Annotated in this window: 16 protein-coding genes; 8 read left to right on the top strand and 8 right to left on the bottom strand. The window is 39.9% G+C overall.

Features of this window, described 5'->3' with window-relative positions; genetic code table 11:
- Both Q8P68_03090 and Q8P68_03085 read right to left on the bottom strand, forming a co-directional pair.
- Positions 1–282: hypothetical protein (locus Q8P68_03090; GenBank protein MDP4008154.1), on the bottom strand; the 282-nt coding region annotated here is incomplete at its 3' end.
- Positions 283–432: 150 nt separating this feature from the next.
- Positions 433–663 (bottom strand): helix-turn-helix domain-containing protein, encoded by a 231-nt coding sequence (locus Q8P68_03085; protein MDP4008153.1) that lies wholly within the window; start codon positions 661–663, stop codon positions 433–435.
- 143 nt (positions 664–806) lie between these two features.
- Here Q8P68_03085 and Q8P68_03080 point away from each other — a divergent pair, with 143 nt between their 5' ends.
- Complete coding sequence (locus Q8P68_03080; GenBank protein MDP4008152.1) at positions 807–1694, top strand: hypothetical protein; 888 nt, start codon at positions 807–809, stop codon at positions 1692–1694.
- 1 nt (position 1695) lies between these two features.
- On the opposite strand, the gene Q8P68_03075 is transcribed toward Q8P68_03080, so the two are convergent.
- Positions 1696–2508 (bottom strand): NAD(+)/NADH kinase, encoded by an 813-nt coding sequence (locus Q8P68_03075; protein ID MDP4008151.1) that lies wholly within the window; start codon positions 2506–2508, stop codon positions 1696–1698.
- Positions 2509–2664: 156 nt separating this feature from the next.
- On the opposite strand from Q8P68_03075, the gene Q8P68_03070 reads away from it, so the two are divergent.
- Positions 2665–3852 carry a glycosyltransferase family 4 protein gene (locus Q8P68_03070; protein MDP4008150.1) on the top strand — a complete coding sequence of 396 codons (1188 nt, stop codon included), beginning with the start codon at positions 2665–2667 and terminating at the stop codon, positions 3850–3852.
- A gap of 2 nt (positions 3853–3854) precedes the next feature.
- Here the strand turns inward: Q8P68_03070 and Q8P68_03065 are convergent, their stop codons facing one another.
- Positions 3855–5009, bottom strand: coding sequence for a glycosyltransferase family 1 protein (locus tag Q8P68_03065; GenBank protein ID MDP4008149.1), 1155 nt, complete (start codon positions 5007–5009; stop codon positions 3855–3857).
- A 125-nt stretch (positions 5010–5134) separates the two neighbouring features.
- Here Q8P68_03065 and Q8P68_03060 point away from each other — a divergent pair, with 125 nt between their 5' ends.
- From Q8P68_03060 to Q8P68_03035, 6 genes are all read left to right on the top strand, one after another.
- Positions 5135–5764 carry a hypothetical protein gene (locus Q8P68_03060; protein ID MDP4008148.1) on the top strand — a complete coding sequence of 210 codons (630 nt, stop codon included), beginning with the start codon at positions 5135–5137 and terminating at the stop codon, positions 5762–5764.
- Positions 5765–5776: 12 nt separating this feature from the next.
- A complete protein-coding gene (locus tag Q8P68_03055; GenBank protein ID MDP4008147.1) occupies positions 5777–6160 on the top strand; it encodes a hypothetical protein in 384 nt (127 codons plus the stop codon).
- Between the two features lie 289 nt (positions 6161–6449).
- Positions 6450–7553 carry a recombinase RecA gene (recA, locus tag Q8P68_03050; protein ID MDP4008146.1) on the top strand — a complete coding sequence of 368 codons (1104 nt, stop codon included), beginning with the start codon at positions 6450–6452 and terminating at the stop codon, positions 7551–7553.
- Between the two features lie 9 nt (positions 7554–7562).
- On the top strand, positions 7563–8063 hold the full coding sequence (locus tag Q8P68_03045; protein ID MDP4008145.1) for a RecX family transcriptional regulator: 501 nt from the start codon (positions 7563–7565) through the stop codon (positions 8061–8063).
- A 119-nt stretch (positions 8064–8182) separates the two neighbouring features.
- Positions 8183–9421, top strand: coding sequence for a transcription termination factor NusA (gene nusA / locus Q8P68_03040; GenBank protein ID MDP4008144.1), 1239 nt, complete (start codon positions 8183–8185; stop codon positions 9419–9421).
- A gap of 84 nt (positions 9422–9505) precedes the next feature.
- Positions 9506–11272, top strand: a complete 1767-nt coding sequence (locus Q8P68_03035; protein ID MDP4008143.1) for a GspE/PulE family protein — start codon at positions 9506–9508, stop codon at positions 11270–11272.
- Between the two features lie 11 nt (positions 11273–11283).
- Here the strand turns inward: Q8P68_03035 and dprA are convergent, their stop codons facing one another.
- The 4 genes from dprA to Q8P68_03015 form a co-directional block, all read right to left on the bottom strand.
- On the bottom strand, positions 11284–12558 hold the full coding sequence (gene dprA / locus Q8P68_03030) for a DNA-processing protein DprA (GenBank protein ID MDP4008142.1): 1275 nt from the start codon (positions 12556–12558) through the stop codon (positions 11284–11286).
- Positions 12559–12677: 119 nt separating this feature from the next.
- Positions 12678–13088, bottom strand: a complete 411-nt coding sequence (locus Q8P68_03025; protein MDP4008141.1) for a hypothetical protein — start codon at positions 13086–13088, stop codon at positions 12678–12680.
- 203 nt (positions 13089–13291) lie between these two features.
- Positions 13292–13696 carry a hypothetical protein gene (locus Q8P68_03020; GenBank protein MDP4008140.1) on the bottom strand — a complete coding sequence of 135 codons (405 nt, stop codon included), beginning with the start codon at positions 13694–13696 and terminating at the stop codon, positions 13292–13294.
- Between the two features lie 203 nt (positions 13697–13899).
- The gene (locus Q8P68_03015) at positions 13900–14979 is read right to left on the bottom strand and encodes an AIR synthase-related protein (protein MDP4008139.1); all 1080 of its coding nucleotides are present in this window, start codon (positions 14977–14979) and stop codon (positions 13900–13902) included.
- Positions 14980–15029: the final 50 nt, after the last annotated feature.

Below are 15029 nucleotides of genomic sequence, written 5' to 3'. Positions count from 1 at the left end.
TCCTCTGATAAATGAAGTGCGAAGCTCAGAGAGATTTTCATCTTCAAGCTTCCTGTCTATTTGAATTGCACGTTGTACTTGGAGTTTGCTCAGCCCTGCGAGCTTCGCCCCGAACTCAACTACTGTCTCAAATCCTTTTTTTTCATAAAGTTTTCTTCTGTTTACTTCGGGTATGAGACCTATAAATTTACGTTTCCAGTGGAGGGCGTTTTTTCCAAAATTTTCACATAGACTGATGAGCTCTTTGTCAGAAAGTTTTTCGATAACAAAAGTTTTTTTCATAAGTTTTTAGTTAAACATTATTGTGATTTATGGGTGAATTGCCAATGGTGATTTTGTGAACAAATTATAACATTCGCTCACCATTTTTGGTCAAGGCTAAAACGTCAGAGAAGGCGAGTTACAAGCCAAAAAACGCAACTTCAAGTTGCGCTAAAATGCAAATATTACATGGTGAGTATTGACTTCTCTTTTTCTTTCACAAATAGTCCTCCACACAACTTCGGCTGAAAATTTATCATCTACACTCTTGCCGATCACTCTTCCGATTGTTGATTTGTTTCGCTCTAAACGAATAGCAATATCCGCTTTCTTCAGCCCTTCTTCAAGATATGTCTCTATTTTCACTAGCTCTTCATAAGTAATTTGACGATATGTTCTCATAGTTTGAGAAGTTAAGGAATACTTTTGTTTAGTATTTTCTTAACCCTTTTGCTACTCAGTTGCACTTCGGTTTAGAATGGAAGATTAAATCCTTGCGTCTTCCTGAAAAGATGTTATGATAGCCCCTCTTAATTTAAACAATTATGGCACTTGATGAAAGTAACTATTCTGAGGATGCACGAAGAAGTAACCATTCTGAGGATGCACGACCAAGCTCTGCCTTGGCAGGTATGTTGATGTTCGCAGCCATCGCAGGTACTCCAGGTTGCAATGACGAAGACCTTTATGCGCTTCCGGACGCTCCGGAGCCTTGGACGAAAAGTTGTTTTGATGTAAATGGAGAAATTGCAAATCCATGGGGGAGTGAAGGTTTTAGGCATGCTATGCATAGAATAGTTCAAGATGATGCGGATGAATTAGGAGAAATTGTTACTGCTGAAGAATTACTAGCCAGAGAATGTCTGCTATCACAAGCGGCCCTATTAACCTCTCAAGAAAGATGCTCAGGGAACCCTGATATGCCCGCTGTGACCGGTGTAAGCGTCTCCAACCCACTCTTTGGACTAGATGCCACCGGGGGCGTCACTCGCGATGAATTTGGCAACCCTCTTGGTTACTCCTCAGGGGAAGATTGTATTTATGATGCGACACTTCCTGTCACTATTAGTACAAATTTCGGGGATGGAGATGTAAGTATAATTTTATCTCTTATGGATGGCGCCGGAAATATAGATCCAAATACTGGCAAACTTATTTCTCTAGATGATGATGGATCCAAATCTTTTGCGGGAGATTACCCGCCTGACGAAATATTTCTTGATAACAATGGTAACCGCATTACCGCCGCCCCATGGTTTGGAGAACGAATTGATATGATAGACGGCAATGGAGATAGGAGTAGAGCTGTTTTAGAATGGTGTGTTCAACCGGATGGTAGGACGACACCAATATTAGCAGGTTTCGCAAATAACTCCGACTGTGTTACCCCACCAAGAAATAGCGACGATTCTGTTGAAGAAAAGGCTATCTAGCTTAGACGCCCCAGCCTAGTTTTTGGCGGAGCATTTTGTAGTAATTTTGACCCGTCATACGTATGATGCGGACTTTTCTAGATGAAGCGCGGATTTTTATTTCATCCCCATGAAGTAGTGGAAATATAACTTGTCCGTCGAGAGTTAAACCGACTCTGGAAGTATTATCCTTTTTTTCGCTGAGAACAGTGATTTTGAGTTGTCTATCATTTGGCATAACTATCGGACGGTTTGAAAGTGCGATAGGGCATACGGGAGTAAGTATAAAAGCCTCCATACCGGGGTTCACTACCGGCCCTCCTGCGGAAAGCCCATGCCCGGTTGAACCGGTCGGCGTTGAGACTATCAAGCCATCTCCGCGTATAGTCATAAGCTTGCGTTGATTTACTTCTACATTCATTTCTATCACTCTGGCAAAACTACCTTGAGTTATAGCAGCCTCATTGAGAGCCAAGAATGATTCTATTTTCCGGCCTTTTCTATAAACCGTAGTGCGAAGCAGCATGCGCTCATCTATAACAAATCTCTTTTTTACAAATATACGATCCAGATGATTAAACAATTTATCCGCAGGTGTCTCGGTGAGAAAGCCTAGAGTTCCGAGATTTACAGGTAGGAGCAATACTTTACGAGGCGGCATACGTCTGGCGGTTTTTAAAATCGTACCATCTCCTCCAAGCAAAATCGCCATATCTACAAATTCCATCATTTCTTTTTTCTTGTAGCCAGGCTTTTTATCGATAAGTGGCGCTGCATTTGAATCCAAAAAAACCTCACATCCTTGCTTCTCAAGATAAGTTTTTACTTTTTTCACAAGACCAATCTTTTGACGAATGTTTCTTTTCGTTATAATTCCAACCTTTTTGAAGACATATTTTGCATGTGGCACTGTTCTTGTTTTGTTAATTTTGAATTACGTTTGTATTATTCCTTCAAAACATAAACGAAGCAAGTTACAATGTCCTCTGACATGAAAAAACTCGACATATTAATAACCAGGTTTCCTTTTGAATCAGCTCTCGGTGGAGAAGAGCTGCATACTTTGCATTTAGCTGAGTCACTTCTTGAACGTGGTCATGACATCACACTGCTGACATCTGATGTCGTTCTTACAAAATTATTTGAAGAAAAAAAACTTAATGTTGTTAGGGGGGCGGCCGTCTCGCCGCCGGTTACAATCCTGACTCTATTTGTATTTACACTACTTAGCCCATTTTATTTCCTTTATCTCAATTGGTTCCTCATAAAATTTCACCGACAACATAAAAAAGATCCAAAAAGAGCTGATATGCAGCCGGTTATATATAGTTTATCTCTTACAGAAAAACTTCTCATGAGTCCGGTCGCAAAATTACTTGGATTGCACGTTGTATGGATTGAACATGCGCGTATAGGCGGCTCCTTGACCAAAAACCCTTGGATAATCGCATACTACTTTTGGTCTTCCTTTAGCCAAATTATCGCCCCATCAAAACAGACCGCCTATCCAATCAGATGGGCCAAAAATCTCCACATAATCCCACATGGGATTAAGTTTGATAAGCCATCATTCAAGGTGAAAAGTTTGATTAATCAACATGATAAAGCGACTAAAAAAGGACATGCAACCAACCACAAACCAAAGCTCCTCTGTGTCGCTCGATTAAGCCAAGATAAAGGTGTTGATTACCTGATTTCCGCGATCTTAAAGTTGATTAATCATGGTCAAGAAATTGGCTTACAGATCGTCGGAACCGGGGTTCTTGAAGAATCACTCAAAAAAACGGTGAAAGAATTACACTTGGATCGATTTATTGAATTCAAAGGGAAGGTTCCGCATGACAAACTTGCGAAACTATACGAAGAATCCGATGTCGTCGTGTTGCCTTCCAGTGAGCATGATCCATTTGGCCTCGTCGTTCTCGAAGGGATGATGCTGAGCAAACCAATCGTTCTCACCTCCGCATGTGGAGTTAGCGAATACTTGGAATCCGGGGTTGAAGCATTGGTCATACCACCAAAGGACGACCATGCGTTATTCCAAGCCATAAAAGCACTTTTGACTAATCAAACTTTAAAGGCCGAAATCGCAAAAAAAGGACATGCAACTATCAACTCCAAGTTCAACTATGAAAGAATGATCGATGAATATGAAAAGATATTCCTGAAATCTATTTAAAACTATAGCTTAATAGTTTTCAGGATTCGCTCCGCACTTTTGCGCCATGAAAAGCGTTTTATATTTTCGCCGCCTTTCTGAATAAGCTCCTTGCGTTTCGCTATATCGGAAGTAAGAAGTTTGATTGCTTCCGCAAGAGCCTCTGCATCATTTGGATCTATTTGCATCACACTATCACCTACTACTTCAGGGAGGCTTGAAGTATTACTTACTATTACCGGACAGCTCATAGACGCAGCTTCAAGTGGAGGTATGCCGAAGCCTTCATAGAGGGACGGATACACAAAAACTTCCGCCCCTGTGTATATACATGACAATTCTTCGTATGGTAGGTAGCCGAGCATGTGAATGCGAGGGTTCTGTGCGGCCTCACTCAGAGCAAACTCCTGTGAATCACCCCAACCATCCCCACCAACAATACAAAGATCTATATCCTTCGAGAACTTAGAGTCCGCACAAAGAAGTGAAAATGCCTTGAGTGTAAGTTGGATGTTTTTGCGAGGCACAAGTGTGCCGAGACTCAAGATATACTTCTTTGGAAGCTTGTACTTTTCACGAAAAGCCGCAATAGTACTTAAATTTGGAGCGATGAAATTCTCACCAACTGCATTGTATGTAATTATGATTTTCTCTGAAGGTATGCCAAATCTTGACATAACATCCTTAGCCGTATTTTCCGAAACTGCAAATATCCTTTTGCCCCCTTTTAATGATGACTTGAGGGTAAGTTTCTCTATGAAAACAGCCTTTTTGTTATGAGTATCAGAATATAAAAATGCCACTAAATCATGCACGGTTATGTAAGATTCCGGTGTTTTTTTAAACCCAAATGACAAAAGCCCTGTCCAATAAAAAAGTGCCGAAACTATAAAACTACCCGGAGAGAAGTATGCATCAACTTCACCATTTGAAAACAACCCCATGACGTCTTGATAAACATCCAAATGCCACTTAAGACCACTCGAGGAAATAACTCGCACTTCTACATTTGCAAGTTTCGCTAATTCATCAACAAATGGATCTTCACTTTTCGGTGCATACATCAAAAATTCATCCTCTTTGCCGGACTTCACAAGCTCACGCACAATATTGTATGCATAAACACCCTTCCCTGTCTTATCCCCAAGCGCCGACTTGATATCAATTGCGATTTTCATGCCGCCAGTATAGCACCATTTTGTTACGTTAAAACAGTTGATGTACACCTTCGCCCATCACTGCTCTTTACCTTGGGTATAAGCTCATGTTATTCTGCGGACAGATGATTTAACCTAATCCTAATATGGATAAAATGCGGAACGCAAAAACACTATTCACCAAATTAAGTTCAGCTGAGAAATTAGTAATGATTGGCTCAGGGCTCGCAGTATTATCAGTTTTTTTACCATGGTATAGAGATCTTGATGCATGGGGTAAGGGCGACACCTTCCTTGGACTTACAGGTCCGCTCTCTGCAATCGGACTCGTTATATTACTCGGTAGTGGTGCGGTTTTTGCAAAAATGCTTGGACGTATGATTGGTAAAAAACTCAGACTACTGGAAAAATTCGACCAGCTTGCAACGTATGTTGCTGCAGAAAACGTACTTCTTTTTGTGATTACATCCTCTATTTATTTTGACCCGAAATTTGGAGTAAATATAACCTTGAAACAAACTGCTTTCGGACTATTTCTTTGCTTGATTGGTTCAGCTGTAATGGCTTTTGGATCATACATGCGTCGCAAGGAACCGGCTAAAGTAGAACTTAATATTTTCGAACAGGTTGAAGAAAGTATAGATCGTATTCATAAAGATATTGCGAGAGAAAATCCTAATTTTCGACAAGAAAATGATGTACCGCTTGCAGAAAGACAGTATCGTGAATCGCATGAGACCGGAAAGAAAAACGAAACTCTAAGAATGGATATTTAATAAAAAAATGATTTGAATAAAGAAGTAATAAAGACAGCAACCAATACTGATAGGGATGAGGGAAGTTCAGTAGTTGTAGAAGAGCGAAAGCGACTAAAAGAGTTACGAGAACGTATAGCCGAGAAAGAAAGCTGTATTATTTTTTATTGTAAAGAATGCAGAGGGCTGGTTGATGTAACTAAAAACCCAAGGAAGTATTCATTTACCTGTAATCTTTGCAAAGGTAGACAGATTGCATTTGGTACTGATGTTAGTATTAGAAAATTTTTCCACCTAAAAGATGATGATGAGCCGTTAACTGAAGTTGATTTCAAAAAACGCATGGAGGAAGAGGCGAAAATCTCTAAAGAAAGAGCGGAAAGAAAGGAGAGCAGAGAAAAAGAAGTTACAAAATAAGCTTCGCACACCTTTTTTCGCAACGCAAGCTTCGCGCGCTTAAGTGGTGGTGAGTGAGTTTTTACGACACAATATTTAGTGGCGACTTGTATGTCACACATTTTTTTTGATTGAATTGCAAGTCTAGTTGCGAGTATTTCGTTGACAGTGGCGTTTTACTCACCTAGAGTGTGGTCGTACTCACCCAGGCGGGGCGCGAAGCTTGCCCTGCCAGATAAAGAGACGAAGCCAACCTTATCTATGAGTCATCTATACAAATTATTTATTTACCATTCTAACCAAAGAACATATGGCAAAAGCAGCAAGTACACAAGTCAGCGAGAAGGCGAAGGCCCTCGAACTCGCTATGGCCGTGATCGAAAAAAATTTCGGCAAAGGCGCGATCATGCGAATGGATGAAAAAAGTCGCATACCTATGGAAACTATCCCTACCGGATGTCTATCATTGGACCTCGCCCTCGGAGGAGGAATTCCAAAAGGTCGTATTATTGAGATTTTCGGCCCGGAGTCTTCAGGTAAGACAACTTTAACATTGCACATTTTAGCTGAAGCTCAGAAGCAAGGAGGCACGGCTGCATTTATAGATGCAGAGCACGCCCTCGACCCTAATTACGCTCGTAAAATAGGTGTTAACGTGGATCAGCTCTTGGTTTCACAGCCTGACAATGGAGAGCAAGCTTTGGAAATCACGGAGACCCTTGTACGCTCAAATGCAGTGGATATAATCGTCATAGATTCCGTTGCCGCACTTACTCCACGAGCAGAGATAGAAGGTGAAATGGGAGACTCGCATATGGGTCTACAAGCCAGACTGATGAGCCAAGCACTTAGGAAGCTGACGGCTGCCATAAGCAGATCGAACGTAACGGTTATATTTATCAATCAGCTACGTATGAAAATTGGGGTAATGTTCGGTAACCCGGAAACTACTACCGGTGGTAATGCGCTGAAGTTCTATTCATCTGTACGACTTGATATTCGATCAATTGGACAGATTGCTGACACTTCCAATGAAGAAAAATCAGTATCCGGAAAACGTACACGTGTTAAGGTTGTGAAAAACAAGATCGCTCCACCATTTAAAATTGCAGAGTTTGATATCATGTTTAACAACGGTATTTCAAAAGAAGGTGATCTTATTGACCTTGGTGCAAAATGTGAAGTAATCAAAAAGTCAGGAGCATTCTATTCTTACGGAGATACACGCCTTGGACAAGGCCGTGAAAATGCGAAGTTCTTCCTGCTTGAGAATCCAACTATGATGGCGGAAATCGAAAAAGAAGTAAGAGCTAAATGCCTAAGTGATAGCTCAGGTATACCAACGAATCACGATGAGTCATTTGAGGAGGTCGTAAATCTGGAAACCGGGGAAATAGTAGCAGAAGCTGCATAATCAAAAACCATGACATCTGACGACAATACAAAAACAATAAAAAAAGAGGCTAGCAGGGCGTATAATTACGCCTGCCGGCTTCTTGGACGGAGCGACTATACAACTCATGAAATAAGAACTAAATTGGAGCGAAAAAAATACAATAAAAAGATCATCAATGACGTGATCGAAAAGTGCATTGGATTCGGATTTTTAAATGACAAAGCGTACGTCGGGAAATATATTCGTACACGACTCGCTTTGAAACCACGTGGTAAATATATTTTAAGAATGGAATTAATAAAAAAAGGAATTGATAAGGAATTGATAGAGACTCATTTTGAAGATGACCCTATAAACGAGAGGGAGCTTGCGTGCGAGCTTATAGCTAATAATGCGCGACGGTTAATGCAACTTACCCCTGAAAAACGTAAACAAAAAATACTTTACCTACTCTGCTCGCGCGGACTTCCATACGTAAGATATGAGCAATTGGTCGATTTAACAAACAGCTTGCCAAAAGACCGGTAAGTGGGTAGTATCCTCGTGTTAGACTAGGATGATTATTCATCTTGGCTTTTCTTCCTCGGCTAAATTCCAAAGCTCAATTACGCTCACAAAGAATTCATTTAATTTTTAATTATAAATTTATGCAAACACCATTTCAATCTGCAGTTAAGCAGTTGTGTGATGAAAAAGGACTTCCGGAAGAGGTAGTTATGGAAGCTATTGAGGCGGCGCTTCGCGCCGCATACCGTAAAGATTACGGGAATAAAGATCAAAATATCGAAGTAGATATAAATGATTCTGTAGAAAATGCTACAGTCTACGTCGTAAAAACAGTCGTAGAAGGCGTCGAAGAGCCAGAGCTTGAGATGACGGTAAAGGACGCTGAAAAATACAAAAAAGGCGCAAAGATTGGTGATGAAATTCGTATGGATGTAACTCCTGCCGAATACGGAAGGATCGCTGCACAATCAGCAAAACAAGTGATAACTCAACGTCTCCAAGAAGCTGAAAGAGACCTGATGTACGAAACTTTCAAGGATCGTGAAAACGAACTTCTATCATCTACCGTACACCGGGTTGATGGTAAAAATGTTTACATCAGCTTGGAAAAAGTAACTACACTTCTAAAACCACAAGATCAAATCCCCGGGGAAAGATATTATGCCGGTCAACGAACAAGAGTGTATTTGGACAAAGTTATCAAGACTACAAAAGGACCCCAACTTTTGATTTCTCGTTCTCACCCACTCCTTGTTCAGAAATTATTAGAACTTGAGATACCTGAGATTGCAGAGAAGGTCGTAGAGGTCAAAGCTGTGGCTCGCGAAGCAGGTGTACGTTCAAAAATAGCCGTTAGTAGCACTGATGATAAAGTCGACCCAATAGGCGCTTGCGTTGGGCAAAAAGGTGCGCGTATTCAATCTATCATGGACGACTTAAATGGGGAGCGTATCGATATCATCGAATGGAAAGAGAATCTTGAAGAATTCATAAAAGCGGCGTTATCACCTGCGGTAATCGCAGTTATCAATCTAGATAAAGACTCTAGACGTGCAAGGATTTATGTACACACGGACCAACGCCCACTTGCAATTGGAAGAAATGGTCAAAATGTAAGATTGGCTTCTCAACTCGTAGGTCTTGAGCTAGATATACTGGATATCTCTGAACTATCTCCTGAAGATGCTAAAGATGCGAAACTTACTATCGAAGAAGTTGAAAAATTACCAATCTCAGAAGGTGCTCGCAGCGCGCTTACTGAGGCAAGTCTAACACAAGTTGGTCAGCTCAAAGGGCTTTCCGTAGAGGACTTTGTGTCTGTAGGATTGAGCGAAGAGCAGGCAATAGAAATCTTTGAAATTATGAAATTGGTAAAGTAATACCGATAAACTCAAAAACATGCAATCAGCCCCTTCCAAAAGGGGCTTTTTTGTGCTAGAATAAATAGATTTTAATATAGTCAAATGACTGACCGGAACATTGCACAAGATGATGGCTCTAAAACTCAACCAAAAGTTGTCGATATGACGGTGCAAATTCCTGATGCAACCGATACAGATGCCCCTCATGTAAAAACTGAACATGCCGAAGGCATACACATGAGACAAGCTATCGATAAGATAAATCTGGAATTGAAAGAAAAAGCTGTCGTACAAAATGCGAAAACTCTCGATCTCACATATGTAGACATTACTCAAACGCCAATCAATCCTGATATGTTTAATTTACTGGATGATAGTATTATGGCGAAAACATTAGTACTTCCTTTTTTCAAAATAGGAAAAAAGATCAGGGTAGCTGTCTCCGATCCAAATGACACAGAGACAAAAAATGTATTACAAAAACTACGAGACGATGGATATCAATTGAATGTAAGCATGGCTTCTGACACAGGTATACGAAATATCTTAGGTAGATATTTTTCAAAAACCGCTAAACAAACCGTAAATGTTGACAATACTGAAGTAGACGAATCAAAACTGGAAGCATATGCAGAGGAGATAAAAAATCTAGGAAAGGAAGCTGAAGAAACTCTATCAGAGATGCCAGCCGAGGAGGGTGTGAATTTTTTATGCGTTGGGGCCATCAAAACCGGCTCATCAGACATGCATTTTCAACCTGAAGAGGGATATTGCCAGCTACGATTTCGAATTGATGGAATGATGCAACCAATCACAAGAATAGACTTAAAGACTTATGCGAACTTACTAAATCAACTGAAGTATAAGGCTAAAATGAAGTTAAATATAAACAATGAACCACAAGATGGAAGATTTTATTTCGTAATAAATGACCAAAAGATCGATGTCCGTGTGTCGCTTATTCCAACTGAATTTGGAGAGACCATCGTAATGAGACTTCTAGATGCGCGCAAAGGATTCTTAAGTTTAAAGGAGCTCGGATTTAGTGATTTCAATTATAGTATTTTAGAAAAACTATGCCATCTATCGACTGGGCTAATACTCGTTACCGGGCCAACCGGATCCGGTAAAACAACTACTCTATATGGAATGCTTGATAGATTAAATAAACAAGAAGTTAAGATAATCACGCTTGAAGATCCAATCGAATATCATCTGCATGGGATTTCTCAAAGCCAGGTAAATGAGAAGCGTGGATATACTTTTGCATCAGGTCTAAAATCAATCCTCAGACAAGATCCGAATATAGTTATGATCGGGGAAATTCGTGACCTTGATACGGCCTCGACTACCTGTCAGGCTGCGCTTACCGGACATCTTGTATTATCAACTTTGCATACAAATAGTGCTGTAGAAAGCATCCCACGTATGTTGAATATAGGAGTGCCTGAATTCATGCTGGCTCCGACTCTACGCGCCGTCGCCGCCCAAAGGTTAGTGCGTATACTCTGTGAATGTAAAACAGAAAAAGAGCTTGAAGAAAAAGAGAAAATATATTTGGAAGAGAAGGTGAAAAACTTAAAAGAAAAAAATCCGGACATGAGGATTGACGTTCCAACAAAATTATATAAACCCGTAGGTTGCGCTAAATGTAGTGATGATGGATACCGTGGGCAAACACAAATAGCAGAAATCTTAATAATAGATGATGATATTCACGACATGATTTTGGATAAAAAATCCGGACATGAAATATTAGGGAAAGCCATAGAAAAAGGCATGATCACGATGGAGGATGATGGAGTAATAAAAGTTATTCAAAGTATTACAACTTTGGAAGAAGTGTTTAGAGTTATAGACAAAAGCTAATAACATTAGTTTCAAACTGTGCGGAGCCATTTTTGATTGGTATCTTCTTTGATGTAGCCTTGAAGTTCAAGTTCGGTAAGTGATATCAGAAGTTCCTGAGTAGTGGCTCCGGTTACTTCGATCATTTCACCAATACTCATTGGGCATTTTAGATTATCATAAATTTTTCTGTGAATATGCCCTTCTATATCCGGAATAATGCTATTTGGAAGTGGTCCTGCGAAACGCACTCTGGGAGAAAGTAATGCTAATTTTCGCGCGGCCAATAGTTGTTTTGCCAATTCTTCCTTTTGCGATATGGGGTAACGCTCAGCAAACGGCAGAAAAGCACTGAGATTTATGGTTTCTATCATAGTTGGGACATCCAAATACAGCTCCGCTTCAGATTTTTTTATCGTTTCGTTCGTACCACGAGAATAAGTACTGAGTATAGAGCCTGGCACGGCGAAAACTTCCCGATTATTCTCCGCTGCCATTTGCGCTGTGATAAGTGCTCCTGAACGGCTACGAGCTTCTACAACTACTGTTGCCAGACTTAAGCCCGCGATTATACGATTTCGCTGTGGAAATGTGAATTTATCACCTTTAATATTGAATGGATACTCTGAAACAACCAAGTGATTAGTCAGTAATTCCTTGATTAATCGGAAGCCGTATTTGGGCTTAAGAGAGCCATGTCCAGCGCCAAGTACTGCGATAGTCGGAAGGTCGTTTGATATGGCGGCGCTGTGCGCCGCCATATCTATCCCCATTGCAAGCCCACTCACTATAGTAGGCTCATAAGGTTTCAGGTCTTTTACAATTCTTTCCGTAACCTCAAGTCCATATGATGATGCCGCACGAGTCCCAACTATAGATATTTCCCATGAATTATTTTGATTACTCAACATCGACTTTTTACCTTGTACATACAAAACTTCAGGCGCGTTATAGATTTGATTAAGCAAAGATGGGTACTCTCTATCACTTCGACTAATCAAACTCACATTTTCCTTTAAAAGAAGCGCATACTCCGCCTCAACATCGATCTCAAATCGGCGTTTCAATAATTCCTTTATCTTGATCTCGGTCAAACCCATCTTTTGCAGCTCCAACCTCTGCGCCCTATGAAAAATATATGATAACCACTCCGAAGAAATTTTCTCCGTTTGATTAACCAATTTATCATGATTAATCAACTTGGCCAAAACCTTATTATCATAAGGAAAAACAAGCTTTAGGGCATTGAGATACATTTTTATTTTTACAGTTTCCGCACACAAATCCATACAGGTATTTTCATTCATATAAACTTAGAGTTAAGAATTATTTTAATAAAGTTTTAATTGCTTTTTAATTGTATTTAATTAGTTATTTTGATAATCTGTATACAGAAAGCTCCGAAGTATGAAGATACTTGATGCCGTTAACCCTCGCCTTGGCGGGGCCAAATGGGAGAGGAGCTTTTTTCTCGTTTCTTATTCTTTACAAATACGCTGAAAAAATACTTGTGCTTCTTGTCCCTTGATCGAATTATAACCCTAACCCCTTTACCAAATTTAAAATTCTCGAGCGCCCAATATTCGAGATCTTCAACCTGTCTATAGTCTACAATTCTACTTTGGCTTTCAATAATTCTTTTTGCTACCTTCAGCAACTTAAGCCTAGGAATAATTTCTTTTATATCTCTATTTTCAGAAAATCTAATATGCCCCCATCCAGCTCTAGTTATTCTCACAACCTCTCCATCAAAAGCAGGGCAAGGTTTTTCATGACCTCGCCAAACATTAAAATAGAATTCTTTGGCTTCCTTCAGTTCTTTTTTGAAATCTTGCATGTTGAAACATGGTAGTAGTTACAAAACACCCTACCAAACAAGATTAAAAATTCTTTAAAAAACCTAAACGATTTTCTTTAAGGTTCTTTTAATAAAGTTTTAATTGCTTTTTAATTGTAAATTTGAAGTTTTTTGTTTATAGTTCTAGCAAGCATCTGTGAACCGCAAGGTTTATATGGAAATCATCCGTAGGCAGGTGCTTTTTATTTTTCTATTAAATTTCGCGTAGTCCATTTCGGAAAAATACTGTAGAAATGTTTTTTGCCAGCACCCTCCTGCCTCACTATAACTTTGATTTTGGCTCCTTCGATTATTCCAATAAAACCCCAAAATCTAACTATTTTCTTATCAAGAATTCTTTCTTCATATTCTTGCACTACAGTTGCAATCTTCAACATCGCCACTCCTTTTTCCAATAATTTCAATCGAAGATATTGCTCCACCCTATCTCTTTCTTTGCGTGGCCCTATATAGATCAAGTGCATAAAACCTTTTGAATTAAATGTGACCTCCTCCGCAAAATAAGGACAAAACACGCATCTAATCGAGTCATAATATTCTTTTTTCAACCTTCGAACCCTTCTTAACTGGGCTAATGATATTTCCATTTATGTAAAAATAATTTATCTAGTAGAAACTTGCTCTCAATCCTACCAAACGAAATTAAAATTTCTTTAAAAAAAACTAACGATTTTTTTTAGGATTATTTTAATAAAAATTTAACCACCAAAACTGTCAGCAAATATAGCTAACAGAAAATAAGCCATTTCGATTTCAAAAGTACGCGAACTATATATTTTTTCACAATAAATTATAAAGTGACCATGCCTGAGGCGTTTATCGTCCCTGCGACCTGAGCCTCGATATTGTTCGCTTGCGCGCGTTCTAGGACGAGAGGGACGTCAGATTCGTCAACTATGATGAACATTCCATTGCCCATGTTCCAAACTTTGTAAGCTTCTTCGTCAGATATGTCTCCAAGTGTTTGGAGGCGGCTCATCATTTCATGAGGTGGGAATAAATTATCTAAGTGTGCTCCGAGACCGTTTTTGAGTATGCGTTGCAAGTTTGCAGTGATGCCGCCGCCGGTAACATGCACGATTCCGTGAATATCTACTTTTGCAGGCTCTTTGAAACGACCATGCAAATCCATAATGAACGAATAATAAATCTTTGATGGAGTCAAAACTTTCGCACCCCATGATTTTTCAATAGTATGATTTTCCAAAATGGGCCTATGACCTGCGTCAGAAATGTCCTCATCGTAAGGATGCATGTAGCAATCATCTCCAAATGCATTTTCGAGCACATGACGAACAAGTGAGAATCCATTTGAACGAAATCCATCTGAGCGCAGAGCTATCACCTTATCACCAGCTTTTACTTTTGCACCGGTTATCACTTTGTGTTTTTCAACTATTCCAACCGACGTCGCATTCCACAAATTATTATTTACCATAGTATTGAGCTCCGCAATTTCTCCTCCCGGAATTATCACCTTGTGCGCAAGGCATGCGTTTTTAAATCCTTCCATGAGCTTTTCAACTTTTTCTGAAATAACTTTTTTCACATCCATAGTGTTACTACAAGTTATAACCTCCGCTCCAACGCAAGCTGCGTCATCAATAACCATCGCAAGTAAGTCATATCCAAGCGTGTCGTATTTGCCAATCGCCTCTGCTATCACTTCTTTACTACCAATCCCATCGTCATTTTGAACAAGATAAAAATCACCCATATCGACGAGGCCGGCGAAGCCGCCGTCTTGGACGACGGCTGAGCCGATCATCCCTTCACGTCCTGCAAACGTAGCTTTCGCTGCCGTATATGCGATGCGCGAAGCTTTATCTCCTTCGGAAATATTCACTCCTGATTCTTCGTATGTAGACATATTTTATAAGTTATCTATGCGGTCACTATTCTATTTGCGAGAACAATGTA

The sequence above is a fragment of the Candidatus Peregrinibacteria bacterium genome (assembly GCA_030700255.1).
GTDB lineage: Bacteria > Patescibacteriota > Gracilibacteria > UBA1369 > JABINC01 > JABINC01.
Note: the sequence above shows the minus strand (reverse complement) of the source record. Positions and strands in the feature narration are given on the sequence as shown.